A 22102-nucleotide genomic window follows, 5' to 3' on the forward strand; every position below is an offset into this window, starting at 1 on the left:
TCTACTCACTTCGCTACATTCTTCTTAATCTTTTCCGGCCCCGACACTACCGGAGCCGTCTTCCTGGGGTGCGCAGGTGGGGTCCTCGAAGAGTTTTTCCCCGCCCAGCTCGTGGGCAAGCGCTGGAGCGATCTCGGGATATCGGAAAGTATGGCCGAGCGCTTCCGCGCGCGTGGGCAGAACCTTTTGGTTAGCCAGTGCAAGCTCACGCGCACCTTCCTTGCCTAGCAGCAGCGCCGGACCGACGCTGGGAATCGGAATGATGGTGGGGCGGTGGAGCAAGGAACCAAGGGCATCAACATAATCGCGGTTGAGCACCGGAGTGGGGGAGACCGCGTTGATGACGCCGTGCCAGGCCGGGTCGAGCGCGGCGCGGATGAACATGTCAGAAAGATCATCTTGCGCAATCCAGCTATTCCACATGGTGCCTTTGCCGAAGGCGCCGCCAAGACCAGTGGAAAACAGCCCGCGTAGCAACGGCAGGATCCCCGCATTGGCTGATTGCACAATGCCGGTGCGCAGGTTAACCACGCGCTTTCCAGCCTCCCGCGCCGGCTCACACGCCGCCTCCCAGTCGGCGACGACGTCGGCGAGAAAACCCTCGCCGCGCTCCGATTCCTCGGTCAGTTCCGTTTCACCCCTGTCCGCGCCGTAAATACCAATGGCGGAGGCACACACCAGGGCGGTCAGGGACGGGGTCTCAGCAGCCACCTGGGCCAGTAGGCGGGTAGGTTCAACGCGGGAATCCCGAATGGCCTCTTTGTGTGCGGAATTGAAGCGCCCGAAGATAGGTTCGCCGGCTAAGTGGATGAGAACGTCAACGCCCTCCAGCAGGTCCTTCGCTGGCAGCTGGGGGCGCCAGAGGCGCTCGCCAGGCCCGGGGCTGGAGCGCACCAAAGGGATGACGGTGTGGCCCAGGGTGCCCAATTGCGCAGCCACAGCCGCGCCCACCGTCCCGTGCGTTCCGGTTATCGCTACCGTGCGGGGCTCGGCGTTGAGCGCGCCGAGCCTGTGGGCAAAGCGAAAGTCTTCGATGAGTTGCTGCTGGCGGTAAGCGAAGATCGATTCCAGGGCTCCGGCGGGGATGCGGGTCTCCACCTTGTCCGTGATGAGCGTGCCCTCCGGATGATCCTCAAAGAAGTGCTCGTGGCGCCAATTCGCTAGGGAACGGAAGGGGGCGTTGATACAGACATCCGCGAAAGAGCGCCGCGGTTGGTAGCGGCTGAGGTCGTGGCGGGCAACCCATTTCAGGCCGCCGGGAAAGCCCAATATTGAGGTTCCATCGGCCAAGGACTCGGCTTGCTGAAGCGGGGTCATAAAACCGAAAGGTGGGGTGAGGCGAGCAAACGCCCCCTGGCGGGTATGCCACTGCCATACGTCTTCGCGCGGGGCGGGGACAACGTGCTGGGTAGTGAAACTCACTGTCTATAGACCTGCCTCAGGAGATTCGGGGGTGCGAGGGCGTACCAAGCACGCGTGAAGAGTGCTATGGTTAGTGCTGGCTTTCAAGCATAGACAAGTCCACTGAACCATTGTCCGACATCCTTTAAAGACCGCACCGTGAGGCGGGGAAGGAGGTCACGATGAGTGAATCCGGCACCCACGCGGAGTCCAACGAGCTGCTGAGCTCCTCAGACGTCGCGCGTACTGTCGCACGCATCGCGCACCAGATCATTGAAAAGACGGCGCTAGATTCGAGTGATTCTTCTCGAGTCCTGCTCTTAGGCATTCCCTCTGGTGGCGTGCCTTTGGCGCAGCGCCTTGCCGAAAAGATTGAGGAATTCTCCGGGGTGGAGATTCCCTGGGGCTCCCTCGACATCACTTTGTACCGAGACGATTTATATGCCCGCCCGCACCGTGCCTTGCAGCCCACGACGGTGCCTGACGGCGGGATCGATGGCGCCACCGTCATTCTTGTCGACGACGTCCTTTACTCCGGCCGCACCATCCGCGCCGCCCTCGATGCCCTCGCGGACATCGGCCGCCCCGACATCATCCAGCTCGCCGTCCTCGTGGACCGCGGGCACCGCCAGGTACCCATCCGCGCCGACTACGTGGGCAAAAACATCCCCACCGCGCGGGATGAGGATGTCACCGTCTACAACGCCGACATTGATGGGCGCGATGCCGTCGTTCTCACCCGCTTCGCTGCACAGCCCGGCAAGGAGGCATAAATGAAGCACCTCATTAACATCGCCGACCACAGCGCCGAGGAGATTCTCGGTCTGATGGATGAGGCCGACCGCTTCCGGGAAGCCCTGGAAGGCCGCGAGGTCAAGAAGTTGCCCACGCTGCGCGGGCGCACCGTTTTCACCTTGTTCTACGAGAATTCCACCCGCACTCGTTCCTCTTTCGAGACGGCGGGCAAGTGGATGTCGGCGGATGTCATTAACCTCTCCGCTTCGACGTCTTCGGTCAAGAAGGGCGAGTCCCTCAAGGACACCGGGTTGACCTTGGCGTCCATCGGGGCGGACGCCATCATCATGCGCCATCCTTCCTCCGGTGCGGCACAGCAGCTAGCTAGCTGGGTAGCGCCCGGCGGCCAGGGCCCGAGCGTGATTAACGCCGGCGATGGCTCCCACCAGCACCCCACGCAGGCGCTTCTCGACGCCGTCACGATGCGCCAGCGCCTGCACCTGGGCGCGGATCGCTCGGCAGCCGGCACCGGTTTTGAAGGTCTAAACGTGGCTATCGTCGGTGACTGCCTGCATTCTCGCGTGGTGCGCTCCAACGTGGACCTGCTCTCCACGCTGGGCGCTGAAGTCACGCTCGTCGCCCCGCCGACGCTGCTGCCCTTCGGGGTGGAGACCTGGCCCGTGCGAGTCTCCCACGATTTCGACGCCGAGGTGGACAAGGCAGACGTCGTCATGATGCTCCGCGTGCAAGCAGAGCGCATGAACGGCGGTTTCTTCCCATCTCACCGCGAATATGCCACTCTCTACGGGCTGTCCAAGGACCGCGCCGCGGCCATGAAGAAGGATGCCATCATCATGCACCCGGGCCCCATGGTTCGTGGCATGGAGATCAACTATGCCGTGGCCGACTTTGACAACACCGCAGTGCTCCAGCAGGTCAACAACGGTGTCCACGTGCGCATGGCGGCCTTGTTTACGCTGCTGACGAACGGCGAGAACGCCGGTATCTAAATCGAGATGTCCCACTTAGCAACGAGGAGAGCTGAAGAATCCATGACTAATTATCCAGACACCGGCGTGCTCTCTGCTCCCGCGGCCGGCACTCTGCTCATCACCAACGTTCGCCCCTATGGCGAGGGCGAACCCACCAGCATCCTGATCAAGGATGGCGTCATCGAGGCCATCGGCACTGCCGCCGATGCCGGGGACGCCAGGGACGCCGGGGCCGTGACCCCGGCAGTTGAGGTGGACCGCACTATCGACGGTGGCGGCAACGTGCTGCTGCCGGGGCTGGTGGACATGCACGTTCACCTGCGTGAGCCCGGCCGCGAGGACACCGAGACCATCGAAACCGGTTCGCGGGCTGCCGCCAAGGGTGGCTTTACCGCCGTGTTCACCATGGCCAACACCTCACCGGTGACGGACCAGCCGATCATCGCCGAGTCCGTCTGGGCCAAGGGCCAGGCACGCGGCCTGTGCGATGTTCACCCGGTCGGCTCCATCACGAAGGGCCTCGAGGGCAAGACCCTGACCGAGTTTGGCATGATGGCCCGCTCGGATGCCAAGGTGCGCATGTTCTCTGATGACGGCAAGTGCGTCCAAGACCCGCAGCTCATGCGCCGTGCCTTGGAGTACGCTAAGGGCCTTGACGTCCTGCTGGCCCAGCACGCAGAGGACCACCGCATGACTGACGGCGCTAGCGCCCACGAGGGCGAGGTTGCGGCCCGCCTGGGCCTGCGCGGCTGGCCCCGCGTGGCCGAGGAGTCCATCGTCGCCCGCGACGCACTACTCGCGCGTGACTATGGCAACCGCATGCACATCTGCCACGCTTCGACGAAAGGCACCGTGGAGCTGCTCAAATGGGCCAAGGAACAGGGCATTCCACTGACCGCCGAGGTGACCCCGCACCACCTGCTGCTGACCGATGACAAGCTGGTGACCTACGACGGCGTCTACCGCGTCAACCCACCGTTGCGCGAGGAATCCGACACCCTGGCCCTGCGCCAGGCCTTGCTCGACGGGCTTATCGACGTCGTGGCGACCGACCACGCCCCGCACGGCAGCGAAGACAAGTGCGTCGAGTTCGAACACGCCAAGCCAGGCATGCTGGGCTTGGAGTCCTCCCTGGCGGTTATCGCCAAGCTTTTCGTTGCCACCGGTCTGGCCGACTGGCGCTTCGTTGCCCGCGTCATGTCGGAACGCCCGGCCGAGATCACCCGTCTGCCCGGCCATGGCCGCCCGATTGCCGTGGGAGAGCCCGCAAACCTTACCATCGTTGATCCGGAACACCAGTGGGTATCCGATTCCACGCGCCTGGCCTCGAAGTCGGAGAACAACCCCTATGAGGGGGAGGAATTCGGTGCACGCGTGGCCTACACCATCCTGCGGGGCGCGGTGACCTACGACCTAGCGGCTGAAAGCGCCAGCGAGGCGGCCGAGTAATCGGGATAATCGACAATCAGAGTTGCTCAACACTTAAGTAGCCAACGCACACCAACGCACGTCCCCAACACAATCACCCTTCACCGAGAAAATTCACTGAAAGGTTCAACACACAGTGACTTCCACTACCACCACCCCCGCCATCCTGGTCCTCGCTGATGGCCGCACCTTCCGTGGCTTTGGCTTTGGCGCCACGGGTACGACCCTGGGCGAGGCTGTCTTCACCACCGCCATGACGGGCTACCAGGAGACCATGACGGATCCGTCGTACCACCGCCAGATCGTCGTAGCCTCCGCGCCGCAGATTGGTAATACAGGTTGGAATGATGAGGACAACGAGTCCCACGGCGACAAGATTTGGGTCGCCGGTCTGGTCATCCGCGACCTTGCTCGCCGCGTCTCCAACTGGCGCGCCGAGCGCTCACTGCCGGAGGAGATGGAAAAGCAGGGCATCATTGGTATCAGCGGCATCGATACCCGCACCCTGGTGCGCCACCTGCGCAACCATGGCTCCATCAAGGCAGGTATCTTCTCCGGTGCCGATGCTGAGCGGGACGTCGAGGTGCTCATCGCTGAGGTGAAGAACCAGCCCTCCATGGCCGGACTCGACCTGTCGGCAGAGGTCTCGACTGATGAGGTTTATTCCTTCCCGGCCGTAGGGGAGAAGCGCTTCACCGTCGTGGCCTACGACATGGGAGTCAAGACCGCCACACCGAAGAACTTTGCCGAGCGCGGCATCGAAACCATCGTGGTTCCCGCCAACACCCCGTTCGAGGAGATCAAGCAGTACAAGCCGGACGGTGTGTTTGTCTCCAACGGTCCGGGCGACCCGGCTACTGCGGACACCATGGTTGGCATCGTCCGCGACATCCTCGCCGCCAAGTACCCGTTCTTCGGCATCTGCTTCGGCAACCAGATCCTCGGCCGTGCGCTGGGCATGGATACCTACAAGCTGAAGTTCGGTCACCGCGGCATCAACGTGCCGGTGCGCAACCAACTGACCGGAAAGATCGACATCACCTCTCAGAACCACGGCTTCGCCCTGGCCAGCCCCTCGGGCAAGGAAGACCCGGCCGGTGAGGAATTCGAGACCGACTTCGGCCCGGCAGTGGTGTCTCACACCTGCCTCAACGACAACACCATTGAAGGTGTTGCGCTCAAGGATGGCATGGCGTACTCCGTGCAGTACCACCCTGAGTCCGCGGCTGGCCCGCACGATGCTAACCCGCTCTTTGATCAGTTCATCGAGCTCATGACTGAAAAGTCCCCGAACAAGTAGAACGCAACCAGGAAAAGGAAGAAGAAACACATGCCAAAGCGCAACGACATCAATCACGTCCTGGTTATCGGCTCCGGTCCGATTGTTATTGGCCAGGCCTGCGAGTTCGACTACTCCGGTACCCAGGCCTGCCGCGTGCTCAAGGAGGAAGGCCTGCGCGTTACGCTGGTCAACTCCAACCCGGCAACGATCATGACGGACCCGGAGTTCGCCGACCACACCTATGTGGAGCCCATCGAGCCCGAGTTCATTGAGAAGATCTTCCAGAAGGAAAAGGAAGAGGGCAACCCCATCGACGCCGTGCTGGCAACCCTGGGCGGCCAGACCGCTCTGAACGCCGCGGTGCAGCTGGACCGCCTGGGTATCCTGAAGAAGTACGATATCGAGCTCATCGGTGCCGATATCGATGCGATTGAGCGCGGCGAGGACCGCCAGAAGTTCAAGGATATTGTCGCCTCCATCGGCGGCGAATCCGCGCGCTCCCGCGTCTGCCACACGATGGAGGAGGTCCACGAGACTGTCGCCGAGCTCGGCCTGCCGGTTGTCGTTCGCCCGTCGTTTACCATGGGCGGCCTCGGTTCGGGCCTGGCCTTCAACGAGGAGGACCTTGAGCGCATTGCCGGCGGCGGCTTGGCTGCATCCCCAGAGGCGAACGTCCTCATCGAGGAGTCCATCCTGGGCTGGAAGGAGTTCGAGCTCGAGCTCATGCGTGACGGCGACGATAACGTGGTGGTCATCGCGTCCATCGAGAACGTCGATGCCCTCGGCGTCCACACCGGTGACTCCGTCACCGTGGCGCCGGCCCTGACTCTGACGGATCGCGAGTACCAGAAGATGCGCGACCAGGGTATCGCCATCATTCGCGAGGTGGGCGTCGACACCGGCGGGTGCAACATCCAGTTCGCAGTGAACCCGGATGATGGCCGCATCATCACCATTGAGATGAACCCGCGCGTATCCCGCTCCTCGGCGCTGGCCTCCAAGGCCACCGGTTTCCCGATTGCCAAGCTGGCCGCCAAGCTGGCCATTGGCTACACCCTCGATGAGGTGCGCAATGACATCACCGGTGTTACCCCGGCTGCTTTCGAGCCGACTCTGGACTATGTCATCGTCAAGGCTCCACGCTTTGCTTTTGAGAAGTTCCCGGGCGCCGATGACACCCTGACCACCACCATGAAGTCTGTGGGCGAGGCCATGGGTATCGGCCGCAACTACATTTCCGGCCTGAATAAGGTCATGCGTTCCCTGGAATCCAAGCCCGCAGGTTTCTGGACCCAGCCAGATGAGTACTTTGCCGGGGAGCGCGCTACGGATCTCGAGGCCGTTCTCAAGGACCTGGAGCGCCCGACAGAGGGCCGCATGTACGACGTCGAGCTGGCCCTGCGCCTCGGTGCGACCATCGAGCAGCTGCACGAGCACTCCCACTTGGACCCGTGGTTCCTCGCTGAGTTGGAGGCGCTGGTCCAGTTCCGCGAGGAGCTCGTGAGTGCGCCGGTTCTGGACGCTGATTTGCTGCGCCGCGCCAAGGTCTTCGGCCTGTCCGATGCCCAGATCGCGGCTCTTCGCCCAGAGTTCGCTGGCGAGGATGGCGTGCGCTCCCTGCGCTGGTCCTTGGGTATTCGCCCGGTGTACAAGACCGTCGATACTTGCGCTGGTGAGTTCGAGGCGCAGACCCCGTACCACTACAGCACTTATGAGCTGGATCCGAACGCTGAGTCCGAGGTCCGCGCAAGCGAGGAGAAGACTAAGGGCAAGGTCATCATCCTGGGCTCTGGCCCGAACCGCATCGGTCAGGGTATCGAGTTTGACTACTCCTGCGTGCATGCCGCCCTGGAGCTTTCCCGCGAGGGCTACGAGACGGTCATGGTCAACTGCAACCCGGAGACGGTGTCGACTGACTATGACACGGCAGACCGCCTCTACTTCGAGCCGCTGACTTTCGAGGACGTCATGGAGGTCTACCACGCGGAGGCCGCGTGCGGTGAGGTTGCCGGCGTCATCGTCCAGCTGGGTGGCCAAACCCCGCTGGGCCTGGCTGAGCGCCTGACCGCTGCCGGAGTTCCGGTCGTGGGAACCTCGGCCGCTGCCATCGACTTGGCCGAGGACCGCGGTGAATTCGGCAAGGTGCTCGCCGAAGCCGAGCTGCCCGCACCGGCCTTCGGCACCGCTACCTCCTTCGAGGAGGCCCGCCAGGTCGCCTCGAATATCGGCTACCCGGTATTGGTCCGCCCGTCCTACGTGCTGGGTGGCCGCGGCATGGAGATCGTCTACGACGAAGATTCGCTGCGCAACTACATCGAGCGCGCTACCGAGATCACCTCGGACCACCCGGTCCTCGTCGACCGCTTCCTGGATAACGCCATCGAGATTGACGTCGACGCGCTGTGCGACGGCGAGGAGGTCTACCTCGGCGGCGTGATGGAGCACATCGAGGAGGCCGGTATTCACTCCGGTGACTCTTCCTGCGCCCTGCCGCCGATGACGCTGGGCCCGGAGGATATTGAGAAGGTGCGGGAGTCGACGCGTCGCCTAGCGCATGGCATCGGCGTCAAGGGCTTGATGAACGTTCAGTACGCCTTGAAGGATGACACCCTCTACGTCATCGAAGCCAACCCGCGTGCCTCCCGCACCGTGCCTTTCGTCTCCAAGGCCACCGGCGTCCCGCTGGCCAAGGCCGCCGCGCGTGTCATGCTGGGGGCATCCATCGCCGAGCTGCGCGAGGAGGGCATCATCCCGTCTACCTACGACGGTGGTTCCCTGCCGCTGGAGCACCCGATTGCGGTCAAAGAAGCCGTGCTGCCGTTTAACCGCTTCCGTCGCCCCGATGGCCAGCTGCTGGATACTTTGCTGTCCCCAGAGATGAAGTCCACCGGTGAGGTGATGGGCTTGGCCGATAACTTCGGCGCCGCCTACGCCAAGGGTGAGATGGCCGCCTTCGGCGAGCTGCCCACTGAGGGAACCGTGTTTGTCTCCGTAGCCAACCGCGATAAGCGCACGCTCATCTTCCCGATTCAGCGCCTGGCCTACATGGGTTACACCATCGTGGCTACCGCTGGGACCGCGCAAATGCTGCGCCGCAACGGTGTCGAGTGCGAGGTCGCCCGGAAGGTATCGGAGGCCACGGAGGGCGAGGAGTCCATCGTGGACCAGATTCTTGCTGGAAAGGTTGATCTCATCCTTAACACCCCGGCAGGCTCCGCCGGTGCCCGCCACGACGGCTATGACATCCGCGCTGCTGCGGTATCCGTGGGCATTCCGTTGGTGACGACCGTCCAGGGCGTGACCGCCGCCGTGCAGGGTATTGAGGCTCTGCGTCGCGGGGATCTCAAGGTGCGCGCGCTGCAGGAGCTTGAGCATGACCCAGCCAACTAGGAAGTTGCCGTCTTTTGGTGAGCGCCTCGTAGCAGCTGGTGCGGAGCGCGGGCGCCTGTGCGTAGGCATCGACCCGCACCCGCATCTGCTCGAAGCCTGGGGCCTGTCGGTTGATGTGGATGGTCTGCGCACGTTTACGCTGCGCTGTGTAGAGGCCTTCGGCGAGACCGCCGCGGTGGTGAAGCCACAGGTGGCTTTCTTTGAGCGTTTCGGTTCGCGCGGCTTCGCAGTTCTTGAGGAGGCCCTCGCGGGGCTCCGCGAGCAGGGCTGTCTGAGCCTAGCGGACGCGAAGCGCGGAGACATCGGTTCCACCATGGCGGGCTACGCACAAGCCTGGTTGGGGGAGGACTCGCCGCTGCGTTCCGATGCTGTGACGGTCTCGCCCTACCTCGGTGTGGGTGCTTTGAGTCCAGTCTTCGACCTAGCGGAGGAAACTGGACGAGGTGTCTTTGTTCTTGCGGCGACCTCCAATCCGGAGGCCGTGGCGTTGCAGTCGTTGAGTGTCGACGGCCGCAGCGTTGCGCAGCGCGTCGTCGATGAGCTTGCACAGCGCAACGCCTCTGCGGCTGGGCCAGACACCACCGTGGGTGCCCTTGGTGTTGTCGTGGGCGCGACGTTGGAGGCTCCGCCTGCACTAGACCAATTAAACGGTCCGGTGCTGCTGCCGGGTGTGGGCGCCCAGGGCGCTACGCCCGCCGATGTAAGGGAACTCACCGCAGCGGCGCCCGAGCTCGGCTTTGCCAACGTTTCCCGGGCCATTCTTTCGCAGGGGCCGAGTGTCTCTGACCTGCGGAAAGCCGTAGTGGATACCGCGGCGGAGTTCCGGGATTAATACTCAGACCAGGTGGCGGCGTGCTGGATTAACGGGCGCGCCGTTTACCTGGTATTTTGTTTAAGGCATGTGCGTTGACGTGCGGGAACCTTTAAAAGAAGGGGGCCGCGTTGCGTCATCGCGTACAGACCAGTGCTAGGATTGCCAGAAGTCGGTTCGTGGAGGTAGCAAAAGCTATCCCGCGCTGGGGAAACCTTCCCACCGTGAGCCGAGATTCTGGTGCTAGCCATCAGAAGACAATGTTCGAACTAATGAAATCGGAGGAAACCCGTGGCCCTTCCCAAGTTGACAGATGAGCAGCGCAAAGAAGCTCTCGCAAAGGCCGCCGAGGCCCGCAAGGCTCGCGCTGAGCTCAAGGCTGCGCTGAAGCGTGGCGAGACCAACCTGCAGGAAGTTCTGGAGAAGGCCGAGACCGATGAGATCATCGGCAAGACCAAGGTCTCCGCTCTCCTCGAGGCCCTGCCGAAGGTTGGCAAGGTCAAGGCTAAGGAAATCATGGAGGACCTGGAGATTGCTCAGACCCGCCGTCTGCGTGGCCTGGGTGACCGTCAGCGCCGCGCCCTGCTCGAGCGTTTCGGCTACGGCGAGTAATTAGCGCAATGGCTGACGAAACTGCACGCGGGCGCCTGGTCGTTCTGGCCGGGCCGTCCGCTGTGGGCAAATCCACGGTGGTTTCGCGCCTGCGCGACGATGTCGACAACCTCTACTTCAGCGTCTCCATGACGACGCGCCAACCCCGTCCCGGAGAGACTGATGGGGTGGACTACTTCTTCGTCTCACCAGAGACCTTTCAAGAGCATATCGACGCCGGTGACATGCTCGAATGGGCAGAGATCCACGGCGGTTTGCAGCGTTCCGGGACGCCCGCTCAGCCGGTCCAAGAAGCGATGACGGCTGGACGCCCGGTGTTGGTAGAGGTTGATCTTGCAGGCGCCCGCAACGTGAAGGCGGCGATGCCGGAGGCGGAAACCGTGTTTCTCGCCCCACCCTCCTGGGAAGTTTTGGTCGAGCGCCTGACAGGGCGTGGGACCGAGCCGCAGGATGTCATTGACCGCCGGTTGCAGACCGCTGAGTCGGAGCTTGCCGCGCAAAAGGAGTTCGACCACATCGTTGTCAATGAAGATCTCGATGAGGCCGTTGCCGCTATTAGTGCTATCCTGCGTGGATAGACCACGATTTTGACCATCTACCAACAGTAAAGGTGCATGTGACCAACGTGACCACACCTGCTAATTCTGAGGCCGTTAAGCCGGAACCAGTATTCGATCCGCCGACGGGCATTACCGATCCGCCGATCGATGAGCTGCTGGGCAAGGTCTCGTCCAAGTACGCTCTGGTGATCTTTGCCGCTAAGCGCGCACGCCAGATCAACAGCTACTACCAAGAACAGGATGAAGGCGTCTTCGAGTTTGTCGGACCGCTGGTGACCCCGGAACCGGGGGAGAAGCCGCTGTCCATCGCTTTGCGCGAAATCGAAGCCGGCCTGCTGGACCACGAGGAAGGCAACTAAGCTTTTCCGTGCCGGTAGCTGCCTACAGCACATTCTGAACTGAACCCACCCACGTGTCTGCCAAGATACTGGGTGGGTTCAGTGCGTCTTGGGTAACATCGTCCGAGTGAAGGACGTACAGCATTTCCAAGAAGCTCAAGAAAGTAGCGCCGTGAATCATCCAGAGTCCGCAGGGGCGGGGTCGGCTCAACGGCGGCGCATCCTCATCGGAGTGGCGGGAGGAATTGCCGCCTACAAGGCGTGCCATCTTATCCGCGATTTCACTGAGCATGGCGATGATGTTCGCGTGATTCCTACCGAGGCTGCGCTGAACTTCGTTGGGGCAGCGACCTTTGAGGCCTTGTCGGGGCATCCGGTGTCGACCACGGTCTTTGATGCGGTGGATGAAGTCCAGCACGTCTCCCTAGGCCAGCAAGCGGATGCCATCGTTATTGCCCCGGCAACCGCGGACCTGATCGCGCGTTTGGCTGGTGGTCGCGCCGACGATCTTCTCAGCGCATCCGTCCTTGTTGCGACGTGTCCGGTGATTATCGCCCCAGCGATGCACACGGAGATGTGGCTTAACCCGGCAACCCAAGACAACGTGGCTACGCTGCGCCGTCGCGGAGTTACTGTCATGGAGCCCGCCCACGGCCGCTTGACCGGTACCGATACGGGCGCAGGCCGGTTGCCGGATCCGGAGCAGATTGCGGAATTTGCTCGCACCATCATTGCCGGCCACCGCGTGGACCATGATTGGCAGGGCCGGAAGGTCGTGATCTCCGCTGGCGGCACGCAAGAGAACCTTGACCCAGTGCGCTACCTTGGCAACCGCTCGTCCGGACGACAAGGCTTTGCGTTGGCTGAGATTGCCGCACAGCGGGGTGCCGATGTCACCATCGTTGCCGGTAATACGGAGGCGCTTCCGGTTCCCTCCGGTGCCACGGTCGTGCGGGTGACCTCAACCCGCGATATGCAGGAGGCAATGAATACAGAGTCCGCCGACGCGGACATCGTCATCATGGCCGCGGCCGTTGCGGACTATCGCCCAGCCTCCGTGGCTGATTCAAAGATGAAGAAGGGTACCGCGGACGCTGATTTGGCGCATCTGGAACTGGTGGAAAATCCGGATATCCTCAAGGGCCTCGTCGAGCGTCGCGACAGTGGCTCCCTCAACCCCGATGCCATCATCGTCGGCTTCGCCGCAGAAACCGGTGATGAGACGACGACTGTCCTGGAGTACGCCCAGCGGAAGTTCGCAAAGAAGGGCTGCGATGTACTCATGGCCAATGAGGTCGGGGAGGGAAAGGTCTTTGGCCAGCCCACGAGCGCTGGGTGGATCCTGCGGCGTGATGCCGAGCCAGTGGTGGTTGAGCCTGGCTCGAAACAGGTCGTGGCCGCGCAGATACTTGAAGCTGTGAATGAAATCCTGAAAAAGTAGTGGTCGTTCTTGCAGCTGTAGACCGCTTGGTCTACGATGGGGCGGTGTTATCAGCTGAGGCGTGGGCAAGGCGCTGTCCCACCCACGACGCGCAGAACTAGCTTAAGGAAAACTTGTGACTGACAAAGCTGCACAGGCGGTACGCCTCTTTACCAGCGAATCCGTAACTGAAGGCCACCCGGATAAAATTTGTGACGCGATCTCGGACGCCATTCTTGACGCCCTCCTCGAAGAAGACCCCAACGCCCACGTCGCCGTAGAAACCCTCGTGACGACGGGGCAGGTGCACGTCGTCGGCGAGGTGCGCACCACTGGTTATGTAGAGATCCCCCAGATCGTTCGCAAGACCCTCGTGGAGATTGGCTTTACCTCCTCCGATGTTGGTTTCGACGGCCATACCTGTGGCGTCAACGTCGCCATCGGTGAGCAGTCCCAGGAGATCGGGGCTGGCGTGGATGCCTCCACCGAGGTTCGTTCCGGCACCTTCGAAGACGATGACCAGTACGGTGCGGGTGACCAGGGCCTCATGTTTGGCTATGCCACCAATGAGACCCCGGAGTTTATGCCTTTGCCGATTTCCACGGCGCACCATCTATCGCGCCGTCTCACCCAGGTGCGCAAGGAGGGCATCGTGCCTTCCCTACGCCCCGATGGCAAGACCCAGGTCACCTACGCCTACGACGAGAATGATGTACCCACGCGGCTGGAGACGATCGTCATCTCTACCCAGCACGATCCGGACGTCACCCAGGAGTGGTTGGCCGAGCAGCTGCGCACGCACGTCGTCGAATGGGTCGTCAACGACGCCGACTTGGGCAAGTACTACACCGAGGACACCGAGCTGCTCATCAATCCTTCTGGCTCCTTCATCCTCGGCGGACCCATGGGTGATGCCGGGTTGACCGGCCGCAAGATCATCGTGGATACCTATGGTGGCATGGCCCGCCACGGCGGCGGTGCCTTCTCCGGTAAGGATCCGAGCAAGGTGGACCGCTCCGCTGCCTACGCCATGCGCTGGGTGGCCAAGAACATTGTGGCCGCCGAGCTTGCCGACCGCGCCGAGGTACAGGTGGCGTATGCCATCGGCCGCGCCAAGCCAGTTGGCCTCTACGTCGAGACCTTCGGTACTGCGCACGGCGGGCTGAGCGACGCCGACATCCAGGCCGCAGTGGACAAGGTCTTCGATCTGCGCCCGGCCGCCATCATTCGCGAGCTCGACCTCCAGCGCCCGATCTATCGCCAAACCGCGGCCTACGGTCACTTCGGTCGCACCGATGTTGACCTTCCGTGGGAGGACACCTCGCGGGCCGTCGACCTGCGCCGTGCCGCCGGCCTGTAGAATCGGGCGCTATGCCCAAGAAGACACCCGCCGCCCAGCAACCGGTCGCGCGGGTGTTGCCCTTGCTAGGGGTAGCGCACCTCGACCGCGGCTTCGATTACCTCATTGAGGAGGCGGATTCCGACGCCGCGCAACCGGGCGTCCGGGTGCGTATTCGCTTCAACGGCAGGTTGGTTGACGCCATCTTGCTCTCGCGCAGCAGCGACTCTGATTTTTCCGGTTCGCTCCGCTATATCGAACGCGTCATTTCCCCCTATGCGGTGTACACACCGACCATGGCGGCGCTCATCGAATCCCTTGCAGCCCGCTACGGCGGCGTGCGCTCCGATATCATCCGCACCGCCATCCCGGCGCGCCATGCCAAGGCCGAAGAAGCGGATATCACCACTCCCTGGGAAGAGCTCGGCACGGCAGAGCACCCGGATCTCTCTGCGTGGTCGAGCTACCAGCATGGCGAGTCTTTCGTGGATTCGGTGCTGACGGGGAACATTGCGCGGGCAGCGTGGCAGATCGCACCGGGGTCAGATTGGGCTGGCGCGCTTGCGGCCTTGGGCGCTAGCGTGGCGCTGCAAGGCGGCGGGGTGCTCATGGTTGTGCCGGATCAGCGTGACCTTGACCTGTTGGAAGCGGCGTTTCGTCGCCACCTCTCCGCCAAGCAGATCACGGTGCTCGCGCACAGTACTGGCCCGCAGGCTCGCTACCGCCGCTATCTGTCCGCACTGACGGGGCAGGCACGCATCGTTATCGGCACGCGCTCCGCGGCCTTCGCCCCAGTAAAGAACCTGAAGCTGGCCGTTGTCCTCAATGACGGTGACGATAGCCTGGTGGATAACCTCAAGCCCTACGTCCACACGCGAGAGGTATTGAGCACGCGCTCCGCGCAGGAAGAATGCAGCCTTATCCTTGCTGGCCACGCGCGCACGGCCGAAGCGCAGCTGCTCGTTGAGTCGGGATGGGCACACGATCTTCTCCCAACTCCGGAAGCCCTGGAAGCGGCGCGCCCCGATATTGTTGCGGTGGGTGCGTTCGGTATCAATCTGGCGCGGCACATGCAGGGCGGGACGACGTCGGTCAGCGGCCCAGCTTTTCAAGCCACTCGGGCGGCGCTCGACCGCGGTGAACCCGTCCTTGTCCAAGTCCCGCGCAAGGGCTACGCCCCAATTCTGGCTTGTGGGCAGTGTTCATCCCCGGCACGGTGTCGACACTGCAACGGGCCACTAGGTTTGCCCTCTGTCCGTGGCGCGGCGGATGGGGCGCAGGATTCCGCCGCGCTTCCCACGTGTCGCTGGTGCGGGCGTGTCGACGCCCATTACCGCTGTTCCGAGTGTGGTTCCCCACGGCTGCGGGCCATTGTGCTGGGCTCCGAGCGCACCGCCGAGGAGATGGGGCGCGCCTTTCCCAACACGCGCGTTATCCAATCAGGTGGCTCCACAGTCGTCGACGAGGTCCCTGCCGGCCCCGCGCTGGTGATTGCCACGCCTGGCGCGGAGCCACGCGTTGCCGAGGGAGGGCACTATGGTGCTGCGCTCCTGGTGGAAACCGGGGCGTTGCTGGGCCGTCAGGATCTCCGAGCTACGGAGGATACCTTGACCACATGGGCTGCCGCAGCCACCCTCGTGGCCCCGGCTGCGCAGGGCGGAGCGGTGATCGTGGCAGCAGATGAGCAGCTCCCGCTCGTGGGCTTCTTTAGCCGGTGGGACATGGTGGGAGCCGCGGCGGCCGAGTTGCAGGCACGCCGCGAGGTACGCTTCCCGCCCGCGGTGCACATGGCGGCCGTCGACGGTGCCGATGCCTCGCTCGACGCTTTCCTGGAGCTGGCAGAACTACCGGAGCACGCGGAGCTTCTTGGCCCGGTCCCGCTGCCGCCCGGGGTGAGCTTGCCGGGCGAGTATGACCACGAACGCGGCGGCGAGCCCCAGCGCCTGCTGATCCGCACGCCATTGGGGCCGCGCTCGGAGCTTGGGCAGGCGCTGCGAACGGCCAATTCGCTGCGCAGCGCGCGCAAGGACGTGTTGCCTCTGCGCATCGCCGTGGACCCGATCAACATCGGATAGACAGAGCAGCCGACCCCACCCCTGGAGGGCACGCACTGCTTACTGTGAACTATTCTCGGTGCAGGAGCACTACGGATGGCAATCCCTGCTTACCGTGAAAGACTGCAAACCACGAGGAGTTCATACTATGACCGTGCGCGAGGTTCGCCTCTATGGCGATCCCGTCCTGAGCACCCGGGCCGAGGAGATCACCGAATTCGGGCCATCGCTCGAGCGTCTAGCTCAGGACATGTTGGAGACCATGGAAGACGCCGGGGGAGTAGGCCTAGCGGCTAACCAGATCGGCGTGACCAAGCGCATCTTCGTTTTTGACTGCTCTCACTATCAGCACGGCCTGCGCGGTGCCATCATCAACCCCGAGTGGGAAGCAGTGGGAGAAGAGACTCAGCTGGGACCAGAGGGCTGCCTGTCCATCCCCGGTATTTCCCAGCCCACCGAAAGGTTCAATACCGTACGCCTTACAGGCTTCGATCCCCTAGGCCGCCCAGTGTCTATGCTCGCGTCCGGACTGATGGCACGCTGCATCCAACACGAAACGGATCACCTCGACGGAATTTTGTTTCTCAAGCGCCTGAGCGATGAGTTGCGAAAGGAATCCATGAAGATCATCCGCCAGTCGGAGTGGTTCAACGCATAGGCGTCAGACTTTAATCAACAATCAACCTCACGAGAGAAAGGCATGCACCCACTGTGCGCATCGTTTTCGCCGGAACCCCCGAGCCCGCCGTCGTGGCTTTGGAGAAACTCATTGCCTCACACCACGACATAGCCGCCGTCATCACCCGTCCTGATGCCCGCCGCGGCCGCGGGCGCACCCTGCACCCCAGTCCCGTGAAGGCGCTGGCCCAGGAACACGGAATCGAGGTTCTTACGCCAACCACACTCAAGCCAGGCACCGAGGACGGCGACGCCCTGCGCGCGCGGTTGGCGGAGATTGCTCCGGAGGCTATTCCGGTGGTGGCCTACGGAAACTTGATCACCGAGGATCTGCTGGGCCTTCCAACGCACGGCTGGGTCAACCTGCACTTCTCCCTGCTTCCAGCGTGGCGCGGCGCAGCACCGGTCCAGGCAGCCATTGCGGCCGGCGACGAGCGCACTGGCGCCACGACCTTCCGCATCGATCAGGGCCTGGATACCGGGGACATCCTGGCCACCATCGAGGAAGCAATCCTGCCCACCGATACCGCTGATGACCTGCTCACGCGACTAGCATACGCGGGTGGTGACCTCCTAGTCCAGACTATGAATGGCCTGGAGGACGGCAGCATTACGCCGCAGCCGCAGGAAGGTGAGGCCACCTATGCGCACAAGATTGCGACCGACGACGCCCGCATTGACTGGACCCGGCCTGCTGACGTCATTGATCGCCACATCCGCGCCCATACCCCGGGGCCGGGAGCCTGGACCTTAATGGGGGAATCCCGCCTGAAGGTAGGGCCTGTAAGCAGCGTGGTACCCGCCGAACTCGAGGCGCTGCCAGAGCCTGCCGCAGTGCGCGCACTCCAGCCAGGAGAAGTGCACGTGGCCAAGAATGCCGTCATGGTCGGCACCGGTAGCTCCCCAGTACGTTTGGGCAAGATTCAACCGCCCGGCAAGAAGATGATGAACGCCGCCGATTGGGGCCGAGGTCTTGCTAGCCAAGGCTCTTGCGGCACGGATTCCACAGACACAGACGAGGTGAAGTTCTCATGACCGGAGGGTTTAGGTCCCGCAGCAAGTCTGGTGACCCGGCGCAGCGCGCGGGGGCAGGCGCAGAGAAGGGAAAGCAGCAACGGGGCAGCCAACAGCGTGGAAGCTCCCGCGGTGGACACGACCACAAGGGACGCGGAGGTTATAAGAACACCGGTGCGCAGCGTGACCGCCGAGGCGGACAGCGCCAGACTGCTCACCACGATCGCCAGAACCCGTCGCTGATTTCCGCGGCACGGCGCAGCGGGGTGGACGTGCCGCGCGCGGTCGCATTCGAGGTACTGCAGCGGGTTGCGGCGGATGACGCTTTTGCCAACCTCACACTGCCGAAGGCCGTGAGCGCGAACAAGCTCAGCGGCCGCGACGCCGCCTTTGCCACGGAACTGACCTATGGCACGCTGCGCACCGAGGGCGTTCTCGATGCGGTCATCGCTGAATGCTCGTCGCGCGGGCTCGACGCCATTGCGCCCGAGGTGCTCATGGCCCTGCGACTGGGAACCTACCAGGTGCTCTACACCCGGGTGGAGGCGCACGCGGCGGTCGATACCACCGTTCGCCTCGTGGAGGCGGCCGGCCACGAGAAAGCCAAGGGCTTTGCCAACGGCATCATGCGGACTATCACCCGCACACCTGCGCAAGAGTGGCTGGACAAGCTAGCTCCGAGCGGAGAGGTCGCGGCGTTGGCTTTCCGCCACGCTCATCCTGAGTGGATCGCCCGCTCCTTCGGCCGCGCGTTGGGGCTCCTCGACACCGCTGACGATAATGCGCTCAGCGCCGAGCAAACAGCGGAGCTGGAGCGCGCACTCGAGGCGGACTCTGAGCGGCCCCTCGTGCACCTGGTAGCGCGACCGGGCGAGATATCCGCCGAAGAACTCGCGCTCATTACCGGCTGCGAGGAAGGACGCTATTCCCCTTATGCGGTCTACCTTGAGCAGGGTGACCCGGGCTCCCTCGAGCCTGTCCGCCAGAAACTCGCGGCGGTGCAAGACGAAGGCTCCCAGCTCATCGCACGCGCGGTGACGGAAGCTGAACTTATTGGCGAGGACACCGGGCGTTGGTTAGACCTGTGCGCCGGCCCCGGTGGCAAGGCCGCCCTGATGGGTGCCATCGCTCGCGTCGAGGGGGCGAAGGTCGATGCCGTAGAAGTCTCCCCGCACCGCGCTACCTTGGTGGAAAAAACAGTGGGTGACCTACCCGTGCGCGTGCACCGTGCGGACGGTCGTGCGCCGGGGCTCGACGCAGGCTTTGACCGGGTGCTTGTCGACGCCCCCTGTTCCGGCCTCGGTGCACTCCGTCGCCGCCCCGAAGCCCGCTGGCGCAAAGCCGAGTCCGATATTGCGGAACTCAACACACTGCAGACCGAGCTCCTCGAGTCCGCGTTGGACCTCGTGCGCCCAGGTGGCGTCGTGGTGTACTCCACCTGTTCGCCCGACCTGCGCGAGACCCGGGGCATCGTGGACGCTGCCGTGGAGCGCCATGGCGTTGGGGCAGAGATCCGCGTCGAGGAGCTGGATGCGCGCGACGTGCTTCCGGACATGGGGGATCTCGGCAGCGAGCTCTCTGCCCAGATGTGGCCGCACCGTCACGGCACAGATGCAATGTTTTTCGCCGTCCTCCGCCGAGTAGCGGACTAGCGGGGCGTGAGGGACTAGGCTGAGTGTCATGTCTGCACACTCGTCTGCTCCCATTATCTCCCCATCCATTCTGGCCGCCGACTTCACCCGCTTGGGCGAAGAGGTCAAAGCAGTGGCCAACGCGGATTGGATCCACGTTGACATCATGGATGGACACTTCGTGCCGAACTTGTCCTTCGGCCCGGATATTACCGCGACGGTGGACGGGATTACCTCGCAGACCCTCGACGTTCACCTCATGATCGAGGAGCCGGAGAAATGGGTGGAAACCTACGCCAAGGCGGGCGCTGATTGCATCATCTTCCACGTCGAGGCCGTGGCCGACAAGGACGCGGCCATCGCCTTGGCCCGCAGGATTCGGGACCTAGGGGTGCGCGCGGGCTTCTCGATCAAGCCGGGCACCCCGATTGAGCCCTGGCTGGATGCGCTGGAGCACTTCGACGAGGTTCTCGTCATGTCTGTCGAACCCGGCTTTGGTGGTCAGAGCTTCATGCCGGATCAGCTGGATAAGGTGCGCACCTTGCGCGCGGCCATTGACGCGCGTGGCCTCGATGTCCTCATCGAAATTGATGGCGGTATTTCTGCCGAGACGATCCGCTCCGCCGCCGAGGCGGGCTGTGATGCCTTTGTCGCGGGTTCGGCCATTTACAAGCAAGCAGATAAGGCGGCGGCCGTCGAGGAGCTGCGCCGACTGGCCACGCTGTGATTCCACGCCACGATTCTGCTGTCCTATCGCAAGCATTGCGCGTCGCCATGGAGGCCGGCGAGCGGGTTCGCGGTACGACGAGTCCGAACCCGCCGGTCGGCGCGGTGATTCTCGATGCTGCCGGCCAGGTCGCCGGCGTCGGCGCCACCCAGCCCCCGGGCGGGCCGCATGCTGAAGTCATGGCGCTGCGCGATGCGGGGGACAAGGCCCGCGGTGGAACCGCCGTGGTGACCTTGGAGCCCTGCAATCACACGGGTCGTACGGGCCCGTGCGCGCAGGCGCTTATCGATGCCTCCGTGGCCGCCGTGTACTACCTCCACCCGGACCCCACCCCACAAGCCGGGGGCGGATCAGCAACACTGCGCCGCGCCGGAGTCACGGTGGGACAGCTCGCGCCGGCGGAGGGCGTGGACGATGCGCTCGAACCGTGGTTGAGCGCGGTGAGTCTCGGCCGCCCGCACGTCACGCTCAAATTTGCACAGAGCCTGGATGGTTTCACCGCTGCCGCGGATGGCAGTAGCCAGTGGATTACCGGAGAGCGGGCCCGCGAGCACGTGCATCGTGATAGAGCTCAGCGCGATGCCATCCTTATCGGAACGGCCACGGCGTTAGCGGATAATCCATCGCTGACCGCGCGCTACCCCGATGGTTCATTGCGTGAGCGGCAACCGCGGCGCGTTGTCATCGGTTCCCGCGATGTGAGCCGGGGCGGGGCTAGTAACCTGGTCGAGCTAGGCTTCGAGCACTATTCCACGCCGCAGGAGGCACTAGATCAGCTGTACGCCAGCGGCGCGCGAGACATCCTTGTCGAAGGCGGCGCAGGGCTAGCCACCAGCTTCATGGAGTTGGGCTACATCGAGCGTATTCAGGCCTACCTGGGCAACGTCATTCTCGGCGAGGGCAGAGGAGTTCTCACCCGTGCACTGTCCCAGAATCTGGCCCAGGCTGAGAGGTGGCAGCGCGTGGCGGTTACCGAGCTAGGCGAGGACCTGCTCGTGGAATATAGAAAGCTCAAAGGTTAAAAGATAGGGAAGGGGAGTGCTGGCTATGTTTACTGGACTCGTTGAAGAAATTGGCCACGTCGATAGCGTGGAGCCGCAGGGTGATGCCGTGCGCCTCGGCATCGCCGCAACCATCGTGCTGGGGGACGCCCAACTGGGAGATTCCATCGCGGTCAACGGCGTGTGCCTGACCGTTGCTGAGTTGGGAGAAGGAACCTTCACCGCAGATGTCATGAAGGAGTCTTTGAACCGCAGTTCCCTCGGCGAACTCGAAGTGGGCGCGCCGGTCAACCTCGAGCGTGCGGTGCTCCCGACGACGCGCTTGGGTGGCCACATTGTGCAAGGGCACGTCGATGGCACCGGGACCTTGCTGAGCCGCACGCCGTCGGAGCACTGGGAGGTGCTGCGCTTTAGCCTGCCGGCCGAGCTGGAGCGCTACGTGGTGGAGAAGGGTTCCATCGCGGTGCAGGGAACCTCCCTGACGGTATCGGCCTTGTCAGACGGGCAGGGAGAGCCCGACGCGGAGAGCTATTTCGATGTCTCACTCATTCCCACCACGCTGCGCGATACCGTGTTTGGTTCGATGGCGCCAGGCGCTCGCGTCAACCTCGAGGTAGACGTGGTTGCAAAGTATGTGGAGAAAATGGTTCACCCCAACGCCTCCGCCAGTGGCACGGAGGGATAGAGTA

At 63.4% G+C, this 22102-nt stretch carries 19 protein-coding genes; 18 read left to right on the plus strand and 1 reads right to left on the minus strand.

The features are described 5' to 3' along the window. Positions 1 to 24: 24 nt before the first annotated feature. Entirely contained in the window at positions 25 to 1422 is a 1398-nt protein-coding gene (locus tag HMPREF2635_RS07745; protein WP_070821527.1) for a TIGR01777 family oxidoreductase, read from the minus strand. 161 nt (positions 1423 to 1583) lie between these two features. Here HMPREF2635_RS07745 and pyrR point away from each other — a divergent pair, with 161 nt between their 5' ends. The 18 genes from pyrR to HMPREF2635_RS07835 all read left to right on the plus strand — a co-directional run bounded on the left by pyrR (position 1584) and on the right by HMPREF2635_RS07835 (position 22098). Next, positions 1584 to 2174: a bifunctional pyr operon transcriptional regulator/uracil phosphoribosyltransferase PyrR gene (gene pyrR, locus HMPREF2635_RS07750; RefSeq protein ID WP_070821528.1), complete on the plus strand. Its 591-nt coding sequence runs from the start codon at positions 1584 to 1586 to the stop codon at positions 2172 to 2174. Then, positions 2175 to 3146, plus strand: a complete 972-nt coding sequence (locus HMPREF2635_RS07755) for an aspartate carbamoyltransferase catalytic subunit (RefSeq protein WP_070821529.1) — start codon at positions 2175 to 2177, stop codon at positions 3144 to 3146. It begins immediately after the preceding gene. A gap of 42 nt (positions 3147 to 3188) precedes the next feature. Then, positions 3189 to 4577 (plus strand): dihydroorotase, encoded by a 1389-nt coding sequence (locus tag HMPREF2635_RS07760; RefSeq protein WP_070821530.1) that lies wholly within the window; start codon positions 3189 to 3191, stop codon positions 4575 to 4577. A gap of 115 nt (positions 4578 to 4692) precedes the next feature. Next, on the plus strand, positions 4693 to 5856 hold the full coding sequence (carA, locus tag HMPREF2635_RS07765; protein ID WP_070821531.1) for a glutamine-hydrolyzing carbamoyl-phosphate synthase small subunit: 1164 nt from the start codon (positions 4693 to 4695) through the stop codon (positions 5854 to 5856). 30 nt (positions 5857 to 5886) lie between these two features. After that, on the plus strand, positions 5887 to 9228 hold the full coding sequence (gene carB / locus HMPREF2635_RS07770) for a carbamoyl-phosphate synthase large subunit (RefSeq protein ID WP_070547355.1): 3342 nt from the start codon (positions 5887 to 5889) through the stop codon (positions 9226 to 9228). Continuing rightward, on the plus strand, positions 9212 to 10060 hold the full coding sequence (gene pyrF, locus HMPREF2635_RS07775) for an orotidine-5'-phosphate decarboxylase (RefSeq protein WP_046649088.1): 849 nt from the start codon (positions 9212 to 9214) through the stop codon (positions 10058 to 10060). The genes carB and pyrF overlap by 17 nt, the downstream gene beginning before the upstream one ends. A 270-nt stretch (positions 10061 to 10330) precedes the next feature. Continuing rightward, positions 10331 to 10651: an integration host factor, actinobacterial type gene (gene mihF, locus HMPREF2635_RS07780; protein WP_010186801.1), complete on the plus strand. Its 321-nt coding sequence runs from the start codon at positions 10331 to 10333 to the stop codon at positions 10649 to 10651. A gap of 8 nt (positions 10652 to 10659) precedes the next feature. Continuing rightward, positions 10660 to 11229, plus strand: a complete 570-nt coding sequence (gene gmk, locus HMPREF2635_RS07785; protein WP_046649089.1) for a guanylate kinase — start codon at positions 10660 to 10662, stop codon at positions 11227 to 11229. Between the two features lie 38 nt (positions 11230 to 11267). Next, the gene (gene rpoZ, locus HMPREF2635_RS07790; protein WP_046649090.1) at positions 11268 to 11570 is read left to right on the plus strand and encodes a DNA-directed RNA polymerase subunit omega; all 303 of its coding nucleotides are present in this window, start codon (positions 11268 to 11270) and stop codon (positions 11568 to 11570) included. Between the two features lie 151 nt (positions 11571 to 11721). Continuing rightward, entirely contained in the window at positions 11722 to 12990 is a 1269-nt protein-coding gene (coaBC, locus tag HMPREF2635_RS07795) for a bifunctional phosphopantothenoylcysteine decarboxylase/phosphopantothenate--cysteine ligase CoaBC (RefSeq protein WP_070516583.1), read from the plus strand. A 115-nt stretch (positions 12991 to 13105) separates the two neighbouring features. After that, on the plus strand, positions 13106 to 14329 hold the full coding sequence (gene metK / locus HMPREF2635_RS07800; protein WP_070516585.1) for a methionine adenosyltransferase: 1224 nt from the start codon (positions 13106 to 13108) through the stop codon (positions 14327 to 14329). 11 nt (positions 14330 to 14340) lie between these two features. After that, entirely contained in the window at positions 14341 to 16383 is a 2043-nt protein-coding gene (locus tag HMPREF2635_RS07805) for a primosomal protein N' (RefSeq protein WP_049157475.1), read from the plus strand. 127 nt (positions 16384 to 16510) lie between these two features. Further along, positions 16511 to 17020, plus strand: a complete 510-nt coding sequence (def, locus tag HMPREF2635_RS07810) for a peptide deformylase (protein WP_049157473.1) — start codon at positions 16511 to 16513, stop codon at positions 17018 to 17020. 53 nt (positions 17021 to 17073) lie between these two features. Beyond that, entirely contained in the window at positions 17074 to 18075 is a 1002-nt protein-coding gene (gene fmt, locus HMPREF2635_RS07815; RefSeq protein WP_049157471.1) for a methionyl-tRNA formyltransferase, read from the plus strand. Beyond that, complete coding sequence (locus HMPREF2635_RS07820; protein WP_070821532.1) at positions 18072 to 19706, plus strand: RsmB/NOP family class I SAM-dependent RNA methyltransferase; 1635 nt, start codon at positions 18072 to 18074, stop codon at positions 19704 to 19706. Before fmt ends, HMPREF2635_RS07820 begins: the two co-directional genes overlap by 4 nt. A gap of 28 nt (positions 19707 to 19734) precedes the next feature. After that, the gene (gene rpe / locus HMPREF2635_RS07825; RefSeq protein WP_070681209.1) at positions 19735 to 20412 is read left to right on the plus strand and encodes a ribulose-phosphate 3-epimerase; all 678 of its coding nucleotides are present in this window, start codon (positions 19735 to 19737) and stop codon (positions 20410 to 20412) included. Further along, the gene (gene ribD, locus HMPREF2635_RS07830; protein ID WP_083306514.1) at positions 20409 to 21434 is read left to right on the plus strand and encodes a bifunctional diaminohydroxyphosphoribosylaminopyrimidine deaminase/5-amino-6-(5-phosphoribosylamino)uracil reductase RibD; all 1026 of its coding nucleotides are present in this window, start codon (positions 20409 to 20411) and stop codon (positions 21432 to 21434) included. The genes rpe and ribD overlap by 4 nt, the downstream gene beginning before the upstream one ends. Before the next feature lie 25 nt (positions 21435 to 21459). After that, positions 21460 to 22098: a riboflavin synthase gene (locus tag HMPREF2635_RS07835; RefSeq protein WP_070681212.1), complete on the plus strand. Its 639-nt coding sequence runs from the start codon at positions 21460 to 21462 to the stop codon at positions 22096 to 22098. The last annotated feature ends 4 nt before the right edge of the window (positions 22099 to 22102 follow it).

It is taken from the genome of Corynebacterium sp. HMSC035E02 (assembly GCF_001836065.1).
GTDB classification, from domain to species: domain Bacteria; phylum Actinomycetota; class Actinomycetes; order Mycobacteriales; family Mycobacteriaceae; genus Corynebacterium; species Corynebacterium hiratae.

What these genes read in the sequence shown, in the direction of transcription:
- pyrR (WP_070821528.1), top strand. Translation starts at nt 1,584, where the DNA reads ATGAGTGAATCCGGCACCCACGCGGAGTCCAACGAGCTGCTGAGCTCC.
- HMPREF2635_RS07755 (WP_070821529.1), top strand. Translation starts at nt 2,175, where the DNA reads ATGAAGCACCTCATTAACATCGCCGACCACAGCGCCGAGGAGATTCTC.
- HMPREF2635_RS07760 (WP_070821530.1), top strand. Translation starts at nt 3,189, where the DNA reads ATGACTAATTATCCAGACACCGGCGTGCTCTCTGCTCCCGCGGCCGGC.
- carB (WP_070547355.1), top strand. Translation starts at nt 5,887, where the DNA reads ATGCCAAAGCGCAACGACATCAATCACGTCCTGGTTATCGGCTCCGGT.
- pyrF (WP_046649088.1), top strand. Translation starts at nt 9,212, where the DNA reads ATGACCCAGCCAACTAGGAAGTTGCCGTCTTTTGGTGAGCGCCTCGTA.
- gmk (WP_046649089.1), top strand. Translation starts at nt 10,660, where the DNA reads ATGGCTGACGAAACTGCACGCGGGCGCCTGGTCGTTCTGGCCGGGCCG.
- HMPREF2635_RS07805 (WP_049157475.1), top strand. Translation starts at nt 14,341, where the DNA reads ATGCCCAAGAAGACACCCGCCGCCCAGCAACCGGTCGCGCGGGTGTTG.
- def (WP_049157473.1), top strand. Translation starts at nt 16,511, where the DNA reads ATGACCGTGCGCGAGGTTCGCCTCTATGGCGATCCCGTCCTGAGCACC.
- HMPREF2635_RS07820 (WP_070821532.1), top strand. Translation starts at nt 18,072, where the DNA reads ATGACCGGAGGGTTTAGGTCCCGCAGCAAGTCTGGTGACCCGGCGCAG.
- rpe (WP_070681209.1), top strand. Translation starts at nt 19,735, where the DNA reads ATGTCTGCACACTCGTCTGCTCCCATTATCTCCCCATCCATTCTGGCC.
- HMPREF2635_RS07835 (WP_070681212.1), top strand. Translation starts at nt 21,460, where the DNA reads ATGTTTACTGGACTCGTTGAAGAAATTGGCCACGTCGATAGCGTGGAG.